Annotated in this window: 17 protein-coding genes; 7 read left to right on the top strand and 10 right to left on the bottom strand. The window is 36.2% G+C overall.

Translation table 11 applies throughout. The features are described 5' to 3' along the window. Positions 1-160: 160 nt before the first annotated feature. Positions 161-394, top strand: coding sequence for a 50S ribosomal protein L28 (gene rpmB / locus M900_RS05840; protein WP_021273887.1), 234 nt, complete (start codon positions 161-163; stop codon positions 392-394). Between the two features lie 85 nt (positions 395-479). Here rpmB and M900_RS05835 read toward each other — a convergent pair whose 3' ends face one another. Continuing rightward, on the bottom strand, positions 480-2,174 hold the full coding sequence (locus tag M900_RS05835; protein ID WP_052600780.1) for a S8 family serine peptidase: 1,695 nt from the start codon (positions 2,172-2,174) through the stop codon (positions 480-482). Positions 2,175-2,343: 169 nt separating this feature from the next. Between M900_RS05835 and M900_RS05830 the strand changes: the two genes are divergently transcribed. Then, a complete protein-coding gene (locus tag M900_RS05830; RefSeq protein WP_021273774.1) occupies positions 2,344-3,213 on the top strand; it encodes a hypothetical protein in 870 nt (289 codons plus the stop codon). Positions 3,214-3,229: 16 nt separating this feature from the next. Continuing rightward, positions 3,230-4,249: a DUF4340 domain-containing protein gene (locus tag M900_RS05825; RefSeq protein WP_021273910.1), complete on the top strand. Its 1,020-nt coding sequence runs from the start codon at positions 3,230-3,232 to the stop codon at positions 4,247-4,249. On the opposite strand, the gene M900_RS05820 is transcribed toward M900_RS05825, so the two are convergent. Then, positions 4,246-5,664 carry an HD domain-containing phosphohydrolase gene (locus tag M900_RS05820; protein ID WP_021273885.1) on the bottom strand — a complete coding sequence of 473 codons (1,419 nt, stop codon included), beginning with the start codon at positions 5,662-5,664 and terminating at the stop codon, positions 4,246-4,248. The two genes, M900_RS05825 and M900_RS05820, sit on opposite strands and share 4 nt — an antisense overlap. Positions 5,665-5,823: 159 nt before the next feature. Continuing rightward, positions 5,824-6,000: a 50S ribosomal protein L33 gene (gene rpmG, locus M900_RS05815; protein WP_021273896.1), complete on the bottom strand. Its 177-nt coding sequence runs from the start codon at positions 5,998-6,000 to the stop codon at positions 5,824-5,826. 117 nt (positions 6,001-6,117) lie between these two features. Between rpmG and M900_RS05810 the strand changes: the two genes are divergently transcribed. Together M900_RS05810 and M900_RS05805 are read left to right on the top strand one after the other, a co-directional pair. Beyond that, on the top strand, positions 6,118-6,399 hold the full coding sequence (locus M900_RS05810) for a hypothetical protein (protein WP_198295949.1): 282 nt from the start codon (positions 6,118-6,120) through the stop codon (positions 6,397-6,399). A gap of 97 nt (positions 6,400-6,496) precedes the next feature. Beyond that, a complete protein-coding gene (locus M900_RS05805) occupies positions 6,497-6,760 on the top strand; it encodes a type B 50S ribosomal protein L31 (RefSeq protein WP_021273871.1) in 264 nt (87 codons plus the stop codon). 212 nt (positions 6,761-6,972) lie between these two features. Here M900_RS05805 and M900_RS05800 read toward each other — a convergent pair whose 3' ends face one another. From M900_RS05800 to M900_RS05780, 5 genes are all read right to left on the bottom strand, one after another. Beyond that, positions 6,973-8,010 (bottom strand): small ribosomal subunit Rsm22 family protein, encoded by a 1,038-nt coding sequence (locus M900_RS05800; RefSeq protein ID WP_021273940.1) that lies wholly within the window; start codon positions 8,008-8,010, stop codon positions 6,973-6,975. Positions 8,011-8,068: 58 nt separating this feature from the next. Beyond that, a complete protein-coding gene (locus tag M900_RS05795; RefSeq protein ID WP_021273843.1) occupies positions 8,069-9,343 on the bottom strand; it encodes a citrate synthase in 1,275 nt (424 codons plus the stop codon). A gap of 132 nt (positions 9,344-9,475) precedes the next feature. Beyond that, entirely contained in the window at positions 9,476-10,096 is a 621-nt protein-coding gene (gene pyrE, locus M900_RS05790) for an orotate phosphoribosyltransferase (RefSeq protein ID WP_021273875.1), read from the bottom strand. A gap of 12 nt (positions 10,097-10,108) precedes the next feature. Next, a complete protein-coding gene (locus M900_RS05785) occupies positions 10,109-11,380 on the bottom strand; it encodes a sensor histidine kinase (protein ID WP_021273812.1) in 1,272 nt (423 codons plus the stop codon). Positions 11,381-11,386: 6 nt separating this feature from the next. Continuing rightward, positions 11,387-12,319 (bottom strand): class I SAM-dependent methyltransferase, encoded by a 933-nt coding sequence (locus tag M900_RS05780; RefSeq protein ID WP_021273949.1) that lies wholly within the window; start codon positions 12,317-12,319, stop codon positions 11,387-11,389. 102 nt (positions 12,320-12,421) lie between these two features. On the opposite strand from M900_RS05780, the gene M900_RS05775 reads away from it, so the two are divergent. Beyond that, positions 12,422-13,786 carry an HD domain-containing phosphohydrolase gene (locus tag M900_RS05775; protein WP_021273809.1) on the top strand — a complete coding sequence of 455 codons (1,365 nt, stop codon included), beginning with the start codon at positions 12,422-12,424 and terminating at the stop codon, positions 13,784-13,786. Here M900_RS05775 and M900_RS05770 read toward each other — a convergent pair. After that, positions 13,776-15,131: a metal-dependent phosphohydrolase gene (locus tag M900_RS05770; RefSeq protein WP_021273944.1), complete on the bottom strand. Its 1,356-nt coding sequence runs from the start codon at positions 15,129-15,131 to the stop codon at positions 13,776-13,778. The genes M900_RS05775 and M900_RS05770 overlap by 11 nt on opposite strands. Positions 15,132-15,226: 95 nt before the next feature. Between M900_RS05770 and sfsA the strand changes: the two genes are divergently transcribed. Beyond that, positions 15,227-15,961, top strand: coding sequence for a DNA/RNA nuclease SfsA (gene sfsA / locus M900_RS05765; RefSeq protein WP_021273898.1), 735 nt, complete (start codon positions 15,227-15,229; stop codon positions 15,959-15,961). Here sfsA and M900_RS05760 read toward each other — a convergent pair. After that, a complete protein-coding gene (locus M900_RS05760) occupies positions 15,956-16,714 on the bottom strand; it encodes a hypothetical protein (RefSeq protein WP_021273919.1) in 759 nt (252 codons plus the stop codon). The genes sfsA and M900_RS05760 overlap by 6 nt on opposite strands. Between the last annotated feature and the right edge of the window lie 5 nt (positions 16,715-16,719).

Raw genomic sequence — 16,719 nt, 5'->3', positions numbered from 1 at the left:
AAATACTGTCAAAAAAAGAATGCAAATTATTGAAATTTAAGGTAACTATCTGAATTCAGAAGATTGAAGAAATCTCTTGCCCTTTTGCTAACAATTGTATATATTCTTCAACCTATATAGATAAAAAATCTAATAAATTGATTAATATAAGGAAGTAGTTATGAGCCGTGTATGTGACTTGACTGGAAAAAGAAGACTTGTTGGGAATAAAGTTTCTCACGCAAACAATAAAACTAAAATGACTCAAAAACCAAATCTTCAAACGAAGAGAGTTTTTGATCCAGAAACTGGACAAACAATTAAGCTAAGACTTTCTACAAGTGCAATTAGAACACTTGATAAAGTTGGATCTCTTTCAAAGTTCTTAAGAAAATATAAGCACCTTTGGAACTAATTTAAACTCAAGTTTAAAAAGAAATTAAGATATAAAAAAAGCCCACTATAAAGTGGGCTTTTCCTATTTAAGCATGTCTTTGTAATTAGTACTGAACGCTAACATCAGAGATCTCAAATCCCCACTTATTAACTGATCTGTCAGAAATAAATGTAACAGTGATTGAATCACCTGCTGCATAGAAACCTTCGTGGTTTTCACCTTTTCCACTAATTTTTTCAACAAGGTTACCTTGAGCGTCTCTTACTTCTAGGTAATCATATCTATCTTCAAGTTCAAATTTAGATACGTTTAATCTGATGAATTTTGCACCCTCTACCTTGAAAGTTCTAACTTCGTTTGCATTGTCTGCATATGGGTGACTAGTTTCCCAAACGTCTACAGATACTGATTCCCATTTTGATGGATCTGGTTCTTGTCTGTCTGGAATTGTATTCGTAAGAAGATTGAAAGCGTTAATTCTACCACCGTTGATTGTTTTACCTCTAAGAGCTGCAACTGGATCAGATGTTCTCATTACTCTCTCCCTAACTTCTAGTGGATTTAATCTACCTTCATTAGCAATTAAAAGACCAACAACACCTGTTACGTGTGGAGTGGCCATTGAAGTTCCTGAGTAAGACTCATATCCACCATTTTTTACAGTAGAAAGGATCTTGTGTCCTGGAGCTCCAATATGAACTGTTCTTCTACCAAAACAAGAAAATGAAGCTAGCTCATCAGCTGCAGTTGTTGCCGCAACAGAAATTACGTTATCAACTTCATAGTTTGATGGGTAGTGTGGTCTTGCATCATTATCAGTTGAAGAGTTACCTGCAGCAGCAGTAAATACGATACCTGCAGCGTTTGCTCTTTCGATTGCTTCCTTAAGAGCTTCAGACCTTCCGCCTCCACCCCAAGAGTTTGACATAATATCAACACCCATTTTTGTTGCGTAATCAATAGACTTAATCGCGCCTTCAGTTGTCCCTGAACCAGCATCAGTTAAGAATTTAACAGCAACAAATTCAACTTCACTCATTACACCAGCAACACCAATTGCGTTATGAGATGCTCCGATTGTTCCCGCACAGTGTGTACCGTGAGAGTGACCATCTTTTGGGTCTCCATCATTATTTGCAAAGTCATAACCGTGAATATCATCGATATATCCGTTGCCATCATCATCAACACCTGGTTGACCATTTAACTCCGCTTCGTTTGTCCACATTTGGTCAGCTAAGTCTGGGTGATTATAATCAATACCCGTATCAATAACTGCAACTCTTACAGCTCTAGAACCTTGAGTAATTTCCCATGCCTTCATTGCACCAACGTCAGCACCTGCTACACCACGGTCACCTGCCGGAGCATTTGAACCTGTGTTATTAAGACCCCATAGTTGAGAAAACTTTGGATCAGCTGGCGTATAATAAACACCTTGTGGCTCGATATCTAAAATTTCAGAAATTAGATCTTTTTCTTTGATTGGCTTAACGATTCTATAAATGAAGTTTGGCTCTGCATACTCAACTTCTTCCATTGCTTGTACCATATTTTGAACTGACTCAATTCCACCTTTTTGAGACTCATCAAACTTTACAACGAATAACTCTCCACCAGATGTCTCGATTGTTCTTTGAACATTCACTCCATTTGATGCCAGTGCATTGAAAGCACTTTTGTTAGCATTTGATTTTAACTTTACAATTAACTCACCTGGTACATGTTCAGCACTTCCTGCTACTGCCATTGTACTTGCTACAGCGAGACCAAGTCCCAGAGCTTTTCTTAACATCATAGATCCTCCTAATCATTGTGTGATGTGATACTTCTCTCTTTAGTATGGAAAATAAAAAAGATAGACATTCATGTAAGATTATAATTAAGTCTAACTTTCATTTAGACAAAGCGTCATAGGTAATATTTTCCAAAGCCCCATTTGAAGGTATTTGTGAGAAAATGTTAGAATGATATACGGAAATAGTTCAGACCCAGTTCTGATAAAAAAAATCTCACTTCGAATATGGACCCTTAGAGACGAGCTTGAAGCCGTTATTAAGGAACGTATATCAGAAGGTCAAGAACGCCCACCACTAGAAGACTTGATGAAAGAATACAAGTCCAAAGGAAGCATCTCTTCTCTTCACCAGGATGACAGTGCAGGAGTTAAAGACGCTTCAGAACTCGATGATTTTGGTGAAGATGAAATGGCAAGAGCTATTGCAGAGGCCGAAGCAGCAGAAAAAGGTGAAGCCGAAACAAGCGAAGAAGAAACACCCTCTGAAGAGGCTAATCAAGAAGAGAGTGACGCAGATGCAATGGCAAGAGAAATGCTTGGTGACCAAGCAGCAACTCAAGAAGCAGAAGCTTTACCAGACAATGTCGTGGCCCTTGAAGTTGGTCTTGAGAGTAATGAAGGACGAAATGTTGTTAAGCAACGTATTCCTTCAATACCAGAAGAAAAAATTTCTGTTGGAAAGGCAATTCTTTCTGAGATCTATATGGATCAGATGTACTTTTTTTCCAGTAAACCATTCTTAACTGGCCAATCCATAGTCCTCGACTTTTTAGTACCGAGACGTTTTGTTATGAACGCCGATGTTACATTTTGTCGTACTTACAATATGAAGAGTCGTATTATCTCTAAGAATAGATTATCTTACCGCGTCGGAATAAAGTTTACCTATTTAAAAGAAGGTGAACGAACAATCCTCCGTGAGTTCACAAGATCTATTGAGCCTGACGTTGAGACCGTTGTTGCGGCCAAAGAAGAAACCAAAGAAGAAAAATCTTCAGGTGGAGATGACTTCGATATCTTTGACGATCTCGATGATTAAGAAGTAAAATCTTCTCATGACAACATTAACGAAGAAAAGTACATCTACCCTACTGATTTCAATTTTTGCAACCTTCATTGTAATTGGTGCTCTTATCAGCGAATTCTTTCAAGCTCCTATCCTTTCAAGTAAGGAGCTAAATAAGTTACAATTTCTTTTCTCTAAAAGTGATGTTGAAAGCATCACGCAAATCAAAATTAAAACAACGATAGATGAATTCTCTTTAAATAAAGCAGAAGGCAATAACTGGATACTAAGTAAGCCTAGGGTTATTGATGCAAATCTTGAAATCGTTAATAAAATTCTTGAGACTCTCGAAGATATCAAGATAAAAAGAATCTACCCAAAGGACCAGATCAACTTAGCAAACTTCTCTTTAGATAATCCAATCTCAACCCTAACAATCAAAGATAAAAATGATGAACTTAAAACCCTCTCGTTTGGTCTTGTTAACCCTATTGATAATTCAACTTATTTAAGTGTCTCTGGCGACAATGCGATTTATCATATCAATGTTCTAAAGATGTCATTTGAAAAGATAGAGCTCTCTTCAATCATTGACTCACAGATCTTTAATTTTAACTGGAATCAAGTTAAGAGCATAAAGATCTATCCTCAGCGCCAAACAAGTGCTGCATTAGCCATGGAGAGATCTGCAGACGGCACAAACTGGGTTTCGGGTTCAATGGCACTAGACGAGGAGAAAGTTGGCGAATACCTTAATGAACTTATCTCAATGAAGTCACATATAATTTTAGATAAAACAGATGATGAACTAACAGCAGAACTTGACAAGATCCTATCTGTTCCGTTTTTCAAAATTGTAATTGAAACCACAAAAAATGAAACTAATACTTATGAAATTTCATACTTTGTGAATACTCTTCCGAACGTAAAAATTGAAAAGAAGCAAAATTTCATTATTAGAGCATCAAATAGAAAACACCCTTTCCTTGTGAATAAAGACTTTATGAAGTTATTTTACAAGAGGTCAAATCAATACAAGGGGACTTCCATTAAGAAACTAATCTATTAAGACACTTTTTTTGTATCACTATTTAGAATTTTTGCGGGATCTACAAAAACTTTAATAAAATTTTCTACAATCATTGAATTGTAACGGGCAACTTGCTCTCGATCCATTAGCATCTTTTTGAGCGCTTGCGGTGGAGGTAAATCCTCATCGATCATAATGTGAACAAAGTCATCTGCGCAACATACAATATTCGCAAGAGTTAGAATCTTACTCGATTTAATTCCATACGGAAAACCTGTTCCATTATAAGCTTCGTGATGTTGCAATATTATCTGCTTTACCGAATTGGTAATCATTCGATTATTATCAACCATCTCAACGCCATATTCTGGATGCTTCTTATAGATCTCCATTTGAGCATCATCCATTTCAACTGGCCTTAGGTCATAAATTTCTTTTGGAAGTTTCATCTTACCAATATCGTGAAATAGGCATGCTAAAGCTGTTGATTCGATCGTTATCTGAGATTGCCACTCAAACTGCTTAATGATCGCAGTAGCAAATACCGAAACCATAAAACTATGCTCGTATGCTTTAGGATCAAATGCTTCAAAGTCTTTTAAGATCTTATGGAGATCGGCTTGTTTTTCAACAAAAGAATAGATATTACTTACAATCTCTTTACCTTGATCGATGACCTGTGGCTTCATCCCTTGCGTATGAACTTCTTCAATATACTTATCTGCAACATTCTTAAGCTGATTAAATCTAGTATTACCACCTACATTCTTTGTATTAATCAACTTTTTCGCGATAAAATTATTAAACTGAATATACTTTCTTCTATCTTTCTTGTGGAAATATAGAAACTCTACGCCCTTTTCATTTTTATACTTATCAATTCTTTCTTTTGAAAATGTATCGCCAGCATGAAGAATTTTAACATAACGTCCACTTGCAAGTTTTACATAAACATCAAAAAGAACTGCTTGCGAAGAATAGAACTCATCGATTCTAATAGAGGTGAATTCCTCATCCTGAGTTGTCACTTCAACTTCAGCTGAAACACCTTCCTTCTTAGGAAGTGATGTCATCATATCTCCAAGAGACTGATGCCCCTCAAGCAAAACTGAAAGATGACTCATTTCAAATGGCTTAATGGCAATTTCACTTGCCCCCATCTTTTTAAATTTATCAATCCCCTCTTGGCCACCGCAGAGGTCTTCATTTTCAAAAATAAGTATGACTTTCTGTGAAGGATGATTTGTTCGAATAAACTTTAAAACTTGCCCACCAGCATGATTCTTTACAGAATAATTTAGGAGAACAGCAAAGTACTTCTCATTGTACAATGCCAACTGGGCATCCTTACCATTATTGACGACCTTAACAGTATAAAACTGCTCTTTAAAGAATGATGAGGCTGATTGTAGCCATTCATCATCAGGGTCAACAATTAGTATATTTAAAGCCAAGTCTAATCCTCGAGAACGGATTTATATTACCTAATACGCATCGGCAAACGAAAGAAATTGTTGAGTAATATTATGTGGATAACTTACTGAAAAGACGAAAAAAAACCTCTCCTAGAAAGAGAGGTCACTCAAATCTGAAATATTCAGAAAAAAACTAAATTACTTAATTTCTTTGTGAATTGTATGTTTTCTTAAGAATGGGTTGTACTTCTTAATTTCAAGTCTTTCAGGGTTTGTTTTTTTGTTCTTAGTCGTAGTGTAACGAGATGGTGTTTTCCCAATTTTTCTAGCTTCTGTACACTCTAACGTGATTACAACTCTTGGTCCTTTAGCCACAACATCCTCCAATTTAAAATATTATATTTGCTAACTAAAATTCTTACTCTGTTTGAGATTAACAAATCTAACTGAATTCATTTGCCATGGCAAGCCTAAACTGATAAAAATTTCACTATGAACAGCACAAATAACATGTCATTAACCAATTGGAACTTTAGCTACTACAACAGCGAGTTTTTCAAGGCCCTTATCTCCTTCACAGGGGTACCTAAAGGGGACGACATTGAGTTTGTTTACAGTGCCACGGTTCTCGATCTTGAAGAAAAGGAAGTTTTCCAAAAAGACTTCAAGGCCCTTGATGAAGCAATTTTATTTATGAATACGACTTATGGGCACTGGACTTTCATGGATCCAACCCAGAAAGAGGGTGGCTGTTCAAGCTGTGAGGCCCATTAATCCTTGACTTTTCGCTCAAAATCAGCGAAATTGCATGGACTTAAATTTTAAATAATGAAGCATTGTAACTGTCAATGCCAAGACAAGAGGTATAAAAATGAAAAAAGGTATCCACCCAGAGTACAGAGAAGTTCTTTTCCAAGACGTTTCTTCTGACTTTGAAATTGTAACAAGATCAACAATCGCTACAGATTTAACTGCAACTTACCAAGGTAAAGAGTATCCACTAGTAAAACTTGATATTTCTAGTGCTTCTCACCCATTCTTCACAGGGAAAACTAAAATCCTTGATACAGAAGGAAGAATTGATAAATTTAGAAAGAAATTTGGTACAAGCTACGCAAGTCTTGGGAAGAAATAATTTATTTAAGTTATTTCAATCAATATCTTATAATGAAGGGACTGATTTCAGTCCCTTTTTTTATGTCCAGGATGGACGGTATGTCGGCGGGAGGCAGGAGCCGAAGCCGACGTTGAGTCTCAGCAGGAAGCTAATTGATACCGAGCAACCCTGACAAGCGAAGCGGATGCGAGCTTGAGAGGGTCGAATAGTCGAAAGACATATGAGGAGAATTATTTTAAAACAACTTTACCGGCCCTAATTGTTCCATCACCTAAAACTTTATCAACACTAAATTCTATATTAAACCCTGTACTCATTTTAGAAAGTGCCTTCAGTTCACTCTTAGTAAAAAGTTTCTTAGGAACTTCTATTTCCTGTAGTCTCAACTCTCCATCAACAAGAGTACAAACTTCCCAGAAGAATGCATGTTTAACACTTTTTAAAAGACGCATTATCAATCCTGACTGATCCTCTCGTACAACTTCCCTGCTATAGAAATGAATAATTGCAGGCATCACAGTGCGATCAAGACTGACAAGCTGTGATAGACGAAGAGTTGATGGGTCAAGCGATGTCCTAACTACCTGGTGACACCAATCATCAAGCTTATTCTTTATTATTGGACACTCATCACTACTTTGACATGGATAAATGATATTGAATTTTTCCTTGATCAGTATCGTTCTAAGTTTTGATGTCTCATGGAATGATTGCTTGGTTCCAGGCTCAATAAATATAATGCTTGTAGGATTAATTCTATCTATCAACCTAAAAGCTAAAGCTGATCCCATCTCATTTAATGAGTTTCCAAAAATAAGAGTAACCTTCTTATCTTTAGGTAGACTTGGAATATCCTCTCTCCAATAAGCATCAGCTGTAGGAAATAGCTCCTGTTGCAGCTTTTGGGCCTGTTCCAACATTAAAGGATTGTGATCAATTCCAAAAAAAGTAGTGAGTTCAGGACCAAGTGTATCCATCAAGGCAAGTAGATATGTTCCAGGCCCTGTTCCAAGCTCAACGACAATACTTTCTTTAATTTCAGCGAGAATATTTTCAGAAACACGTTCTAAGAAGAAATTCATTTTCTGAGCATTTGTTGGCAGATAGAAGCAAGCATAACTTGCAACCATTGCACGGGATTCATAAATCTTTTGGATTTTGTCTCGCCCCTGAGTGAAGGTAAAAGAGATTTTCTTAAGATTTTTTACAATCTCATTTTCTGAAATTTTTTCAATGAGGTGATCTTTAATTACATCATAACTAAGCATACAAGCCCTTCATGTCACCACTAAGAACAAGGGCCTCAAATGAGGCCCTTAGTTTTAATTATCTGTCTGAGATTTTTTTGTAGTTTCTTTCGTTCTCACCAACGTAAATTTGACGAGGTCTTGCAATTTTACCAGTTGTATCTTCTCTTAGTTCTTTCCACTGAGATAACCAACCAGGAAGTCTTCCAAGAACGAACATTGCTGTAAACATGTTTGTTGGAATTCCAAGCGCCTTATAGATAATCCCTGAATAGAAGTCTACGTTTGGATATAGATTTCTTTGTACAAAGTACTCATCTTTAAGAGCTTCCTCTTCAAGTCCTCTCGCAATTGCAAGAAGTGGATCTTGAACATTAAGTTTTTCAAGAACAACATCACAAGCTTTCTTAATGATCTTAGCTCTTGGATCAAAGTTCTTATAAACTCTATGTCCAAATCCCATAAGTCTGAAGCTATCATCTTTATCTTTTGCTTTGTTGATAAATTTCTTATAGTCACCACCATCATTCTTAATCTCGTCAAGCATTTCAAGAACGGCCTGATTAGCACCACCGTGTAATTGACCCCAAAGAGCATCAACACCACCAGAAATAGATGCGAATACGTTTGCATGACTTGAACCAACAACTCTTACAGTAGATGTAGAACAGTTTTGCTCGTGGTCTGCGTGTAGGATTAGAAGAGTATCAAGTGCGTGAGCAACTTCATCATCAATTTCTTTATCAAACATCATATTTAGGAAATCTTTTGAGTAACCTAGAGCTGGATTAGAATCAACAGGATCCTTTCCAATAGTTTTTCTATAGAAGTTAGCCATGATGATTTTAACTTGTGCCATAAGTTGTGCAATCGACTTATTCTTAATTTCTTCTGTCGCTTCTGCTGTTAAATATTCTGGGTAGAATCCACTTAGTGCAGAGATCGTTGCAGAAAGAACACCCATTGGGTGAGCAGTTGCAGGGAATTGATTAAGAATATTTTTTACTCCACTTGGTAGTGAAGAAAAACTAGAGATCTTTGAGTAGAATGCATCATGCTCAGCTTTAGTTGGAAGCTCACCATTAAATAGTAAGTATGAAGTTTCAACAAAGTTAGAACTCTCAGCAAGTTGCTCAATTGGGTAACCACGGTATCTTAGGATTCCTTTTTCTCCATCAAGAAAAGTAATCGCTGATTTACAAGAACCAGTATTCATAAACCCATTATCAATTGTAATAACACCAGATTTCGCTCTCAGTGTTGTAATATCGATCGCAGTTTCACCTTCTGTACCAGTAATTACTGGAAGCTCATAAGTGTTACCTTTGATTTCGAGTTTCGCGTTATCAGACATATAACCTCCGTATACAAAATAATATAATTATCTCAATGTTTTTGAGTTAAAGTAACAATAGATTGTTAAGTGACATCTATTATCTATACCTAAATAGTTAGAATGTCGAGCGAGATGCGTCTAACCAGCATTTTACAGGGCCCAATTCTCAGGGTCTGCATGCCAGCTTTTCAAAAGATCATATCCCTCTTCATCAACAATTTTTTCACTTAATGCCATTTCGGCAAGCTCGGAAAAATTAATTAGAGAAAAAAGGTCAACTTTTAAATTCCTGAGTAATTTCTGCGCTTTAGGAGTTTGATAGTCAACAATGCTAAGCGCCGAGCTTACTTTGTAGCCATGTTCCCTTAGTTGGAGAATTACAGCCTCAAGACTAGCTCCCTGATTCACAAGATCTTCAACTAAAAGTAGATTTGCACTCTCTTTAACATCACCCTCAACTATTTTTGACAGGCCATGTCCCTTAGGCTTGCTGCGAATGTAACACATTGGTTCATTTCTATATTCGGCTAAGAAAGCTGCATGAGTAATTCCCGCGGTTGCTACACCGGAAATATGGTCATATTCTAAATGGTTTTTATCTATTAAATCAGAGAAACCTTTGGCGACTAGTTTTCTAAGATGTGGGTGGGATGGAATGAGACGATTGTCACAATATAATGGCCCTTTGAGTCCAGAAGTATAGGTGAATGGCTTTTTTGGAGATATTTTTAAACATCCAACATCAAGCATGCCAACTAATAAATCTTTCAAGCCCAACCTCTTTTATTCGTCTTCATCAAAACTTATTAGTGGTAATTCTATATCAAACTTCATGAACTCTGAAGTCCTATCAACATCAAAATTCCCATTAAATCTTTTTATGATCTCTTTACAGAGGCTCAGACCTAGGCCAGTTCCCTTCCCTGGAGGTTTAGTTGTATAAAAGGGTTCGATCATATTTTTTATAATATCATCACTTGGTCTTTGTCCTGCGTCAGTAAAGGAGAGCTTCACACAAGAGTCTGTTTTTGTGCATTCAATCTTTATCCAACGTTTAATATCTTTTTCAATTAATGAATCGAAACTATTGTTAACTAAGTTAGTAAGTACTTGTGACAGCTGGCCAGGCTTACATTCAACCAAGAACTCTTGATCATCATTAAACTCTTTAATTATTTCAATTTTATCAAATTGTAATCGCTCTTTTGAGATATCAACTGTTCTATTGATAATATCTTTTAGATCACAAACCTCTAACTCATCTCGCTTTGTTGGTCTCGACATCAGTCTTAGACCTTCGATGATATTCGAAGTCTTCTTACAACTTTTTTGGATGAGATCAAGACAGCGTAGAACTTCTTCACTTTTTTTCTCAACATCACCTTCTTCAAAAATTTGTTCAATACGTGTAGCAAAGCCACCAATCAAGAAAATAGGATTATTAATTTCGTGAGCAATACTTGCGGCCATTCGTCCCAGTGACTCCATTCTATAAGAGTGATCATCGAGCTGAGTAAGCACCCTTTTGTTATATTGACGTACTCTTTCAATGAATGAGCTAATCTCTCCGGCTAAATAAACTGCTCTTTGAACTGTTCCATCAGCTTCAAAGTCTCTTTCAATATCTAAATCGTGAACAGTAAAGCTTCCCCAAATTTCGTTGTGAACAATAATTGGTAGAATTAAGACAGATTTAATATCTGAATCACGATAAAATTCTCTTAATGTAGGATCTACTTTTTTATTAAGACGGTCTGGATACAAAACAAAGAACGATTCTACAGCAATTTGATTATATGCCTTGTAAATGTCATCGAGATATAAGCGTCTCGGTACTTGATTTGTTGAGTATCGCAGAGGTCGCCCAACATCAGCCCACTCATGATAGAAAGAAATATAAGCTTCATCACGTTCTTCATCGAATCGACGATCAAAAATTACAATCCGATGTGCATCGAGAAATTCTCCCATATGCTTACAAGAAGACTCAAAGGCAGAATGAATATTCTTATAAGACTTAAAGCAATTTTGAATTTCAAGAAGCGCATTTAACATATTTCTCTACTTGGTTCGTTTAAAAATACAAATCTTAACGCCATTTTCTTTATCAACTTCTTCAAATTCATTTGGTGAGTAGAGAACTTCTTCTAATTCAAATGACTCACTAACGGTTTTAAAAGTATCTAAAATAAAATCGTGTCTTTCAAAAGGTGTATTTAAGCATGAGACAAAGTACCCTCCCACTTCGACAAGGTCCTCAGCTCTTCTTAAAACCTTCACATAATCTTTCTTATAATCAAAACTACCTTTTTGAAATGAAGGAGGATCGAAGAAAACTAAAGAATAAGGTCCTTTCTTTGAAAGCCATGTAAGTGACTTCAAAATATCCTTCTTGTGAAAAAATATCCCATCAATATTTTCAAAATTAAGACGGTGATTTTCTCTTCCCCAATTCAAAAAACTGCTACTCAAATCAACATTGTGAACCTGAGAGGCCTCACATGCTTTTGCTACTACCGAAATTGAGCATGTGTAACTAAACAGATTCAAAACTTTTTTGCCCTTAAGTACATCTTTGTTTTTAAAGAGCCACTTTCTCATCAAAGTCATGTCAGGAAAAAATCCTAAATTCTGATTCTCTCCAAGCTTAATCAAATACTTCAAACCCAACTCTTCGGACGTAAAGTGAGACGCTTCATCCACACCTATATTATGAAAACCAAACTGTTGCTTCTCACGGTCGTGATAAACAATCTTTTGTCCTTCAAGCTCCAAAAGTAAGGAGGAAATAAAGACTTCTTCTAAATTTATATCATGCTTAAATGAACGGATATACAAAACAGGGGGGTATAAATCGATTGTCAGGTGCTCAAACCCCTTATAAACATTACCCCTTCCATGAAAAACTCGTTCAATACCATTGCAATTTCTTGTAGCTACAACGATTTTATTTATTAAATCTTTAGTTGAGAATGAGGCAGAGTTTGTTGGCATCTGGTCAATTATCCTATTTCGAATGTATAATATTTCAGATACTTAACTTAAATTCTAGCCCTCGGTCAAGTTAGAATAGATAATATTCCCTCGGGAGTGCCAATGAAAGCCTTATATGTATGTGATGATAAAGAAGAATGGAATTTTATTCGTAATCTTTTTGCGTCTCATTTTCCTAAAGTAGAACTAGTTTGCGTCATCGATGGTGCTGACGCGATGGAATATATTAGCTACGAGGGACCTTTCGCTCTAATTCTAATGGAGGCCGGCCTCAAAGAAGAAGACCCATCAAAAATTACAAAAAGTCTCCTCTCTGTAGCAGGAGAGAGACCTGTTGTATTTATTGGTGACAAGGTTCACGTCAATGACCGAATTGCTCCAGAGCTCTATGAAACAAGTGAAATGAATCACATCATTCTAAAACCAATAGAAGTTCCACTCTTTAAAGAGAAAATCAAGAAGGCCATCGACTGGGCCAAGAACGAGGAGTTTGAGAAGTCTATCGAGGAGATTGATAAAGAAGAACTACTTCCGATGAAGCTTAGAAATTTCTACCTTTTTGACTCTGTTCCATATGATGTTTTCCTCGAGCTAACTTCAACAAAATACATAAAGATAATTTCAGCAAATAAGCGATATGTTCACAGTGAGATAAACTCTTACGCCAAAAAAAATATTAAATATCTCTATCTTAGAAAGAATGAATATCTTAAATTTCTCGAAGACGGGATCGAAAAGCTTCTCACTATTTTCGAATCAAGTCAGAGACTAGGTGCAAAGAAAACGATTTCGAATCAAATTCGTTCTATCCTGATTATTCATCAGTACGTTCAGACTGTTGGTGTCTCAGATACTCTAACAAAATTATGTGATGCTGTTATCGCGGCAACTCGCGACGTTATCCTGGAGCATAAGAAGTTCAAAAATATTATTCAATTCTTTCCTACTGCTCACGCAGACTTAGCAGAGCAAGCGATTATGACTCTTTATCTTTCTGAATCAATTCTAACTGCACTTGGATGGGCCAGTGAAACTTCCAGAAAGAAACTAGGACTAGCATCCCTACTCTATGATTCGATGTTAAAAAATGATGATCTATCAAAGATTACAAGTCTAGAAGACCCAAGTCTTCCAATGTTCACAGAGACAGAGCAACAAGAATTTAGGGATCACCCGTTAAAAGCAGCGGAGATAGCAAGGCAATTTAGCACTTACCCAGATGCTGACTTTATTATCGCTCAACATCATGAAAGACCCAAGGGAGATGGTTTTCCAAGTAAGCTCAGTACAAATAAACTGACAGCTCACTCTTGTACTTTTATCCTGGCCAATAATTTCATTACGAAACTTTGTAATTCAGGAAAAGAGCAAGGTGCCCTACTAAATATTTTTAGAGAAGTGAAGATTATTTATAATCAAGGAAACTTCAAAGAACCAATCCAAGCATTACAAAGAACTATAATTTAAGATTAAGTAGTTCTTTTGCAATCTTTACATAGGTATGCTTTGGAAATTTTTCACAGAGTTCATCCACAATCACAGGAATGTCGACTTTGTTCCCACTGTGTAGGTTTTTAAGAAGCTCCTCAGTAAATGCCTCCGCGATAATAAGAACCTTAGCAAGAGGTGAAATATCATCTTTGTATGTCGTAGCAAAACCTAGTCCATTAGCTGTACCATGGTGCTGTCTGATAATTGTATCAACGCCCATTGGACATTTTGGAAATCTCTTAATGGCATCTGCGGCTTCATTTGCATGAGAGATAACAATTTCTTTTTCTTCCTCAGAAAGTCGAGCATCAAATATCAAGTTCTCCTCATACATTAAATCAGGATATTTTTTATAAACACTTACTAAGTGCATATCGTGGAAAAATAAAACGAATTTTAATTTTTCTTTATGGGACTCTCCACCCCATTCGATATTATCAAGGATATGAGTTGCCACAAAACCAGCAATAACAGAATGACTATACAAGAATCCAGATTTATTACTTGTTAGATCACGAAGAAGTCCCTTTAAATCAGGAAGCTCATTCATGACTTCTGAAAGTGTTTCCATACATTGAGTTGAAAGTTTGACGATCTCTTTTGTCATCTCGCCATCGAATATCTGTTCTGCAACAGTTTCAATTCCAAGTTCTACTTTATCAAGTTTCTCACTAGTTTCACTTCTCTCACTAAGTCCATTCATGTCGTCAATAAGTTGAGTCGTAACAATTTTTGCTAGAGTAAAACGATTCTTAGCTTCGACATAGAGGACATGGACTCCTTCATCGAGATAACTTCTAATCTTTGGCCAAATACCCTCATTCTCCTGAAAGATTGTGAGATACTCATTTTCACCATTAGCTGATCTTACGGAATAAAAAGTATTACAGGGAGCATTTCTCAAAGGAAAGAAAAGGCGTATTGGCATTGGATAGAAATCGGGAACTTCCCTTCTTGCCATATCTTGGGCAGTAATATTCAAACTACTCGCAACCTCACCAATCAGGGACTTCACATCAAAGAGGTTCCCAAGTTGTTGTACCTCTGTTGGAACTTCACTTTGTTTTCCCATAACAATTAATGGAATGGATTCACGATCATTTTCAACAAGATAGTGATACACGAGCAATGCTGTGTCCTGATCCCCAATCATACATAGAGATATAACCATCTTGTAGTCAAAGCTTTCTGATTCAATGATATCTACAATCTCCTCAAGTGAATTTTTTACCTCACACTCAAGCCCAGCATAGATTTTTAGATTCACACTATAGAGTGAATTTAAAACTTCATTATCTGAAATAAGCAAAATCTTTGACATTAATTAATTCTCCACAACCTATATATTAACACTAATCGGTTGATTTTTAAGGATGATTACTAGAAATTCACCGAGTTTTTTAGTAATCTTTGAATATGAAATTTGAAAATGAACTGATTAAAGTAAAAGTGATAAAAAGGTATAAACGTTTCTTAGTTGATGCGATACTCGAACAGGATCATTTAGAACACAAGAAGGATGATGTTATCACTATTCACACTGCGAACACGGGTAGTATGAAGACGTGTCTTGAACCTGGCTGGAACGCTCTTATTAGCTTTCACGATAATCCTAAGAGAAAATTAAAATACAGCCTTGAACTCACAAATAATGGTTCATCTCTAATTGGAGTAAATACAAGTGTCACAAATTCTCTGGCCATTGAAGCCATCGAGAATGGAAAAATAAAAGAGCTTCAGGGATTTGATAAGCTTAAACCTGAATATAAAATTGGAAAAAGTCGAATCGATATCCTGCTCTATGATCAAGCTGATAATGAAGAAATGACTAATAGATGCTTCGTTGAAGTTAAGAATGTTTCAATGAAGAGTGAATCGGATCTTGCAACATTTCCAGATGCAGTAACTGAACGTGGACAAAAGCATCTAAACGAACTGATGGAAATTGTTAAAGGTGGAGAACGAGCCTGCATGCTTTATATTATCCAACGCGAGGATGTTTCAAGGTTTAAACCTGCCAAGGAAATTGATCCAGAGTATGCAAGACTATTAAAAGAAGCAAAAGAGATTGGTGTTGAGATACTGGTATATCGATGCAGTGTGACTCCCAAAGAAGTTAAGGTCGACACTGCTATACCTTATGAATTATAGTTTTGAGCGATAATCATATCTTTCCAAGGAAGCCTTTAGATTTTTCCTTACTCTCGAATTTTTTGGAAGATTGTTGAGAATATTCTCATATTGAGATCTACTTTCATGGTTAACAAACTTATAGATTCCTTTTGCGAGAGCTTCTTTTACAAGTAAGCTTCCCTCTCTGAAATTTCTCACAAAGCTTTCTTTTATTTGCAGATTGTATTCTTCACTCTTGTATTTTTCTAACTCAATCAGAGCAAGACCAATAAGATTTGGATCATGATAATCAAGAACATTATCAATGATGCCATTTAGTGCGACTTGAGTTGGTGGTTGTGTACTTAGGAGAAGAAGGGCTGCTTCTTTAACGTGACCATCATTTATTGCAAGAAACTCTAAAGCAACATCTTCAATTTCAGACGAAACTTTACCACTTTTTAGCACTTCTTCATAAAAAGATAGAAGCTCTTTTTTGAGTTTTGAACCAATTGTTAATTCATACTCTCTGGCATCATTACTTGCAATATCACAATCACTTGTATAACAGTCCTTCAGTGTATAAAGCTTTGAGAGTTTAATCTGAAGTTTTGTCTTATCGACACTTTCAGTTTCGACAACTTCTTGTGGAGCTGATAAACTTGCTGGTTTTCGAGAGTAAGGATTTCTGTAGTCTAAAAGACTACCAACTGACTCCTTCGAACCAGGAAAGAAAAACATATATCCAACAACAGCGGAAAATAAAACTAATCCATACGTTACTTTATTCATTCATA

It is taken from the genome of Bacteriovorax sp. Seq25_V (assembly GCF_000447795.1).
Taxonomy (GTDB): Bacteria; Bdellovibrionota; Bacteriovoracia; order Bacteriovoracales; family Bacteriovoracaceae; genus Halobacteriovorax_A.
This window is presented reverse-complemented; position numbering and strand designations above follow the sequence as displayed.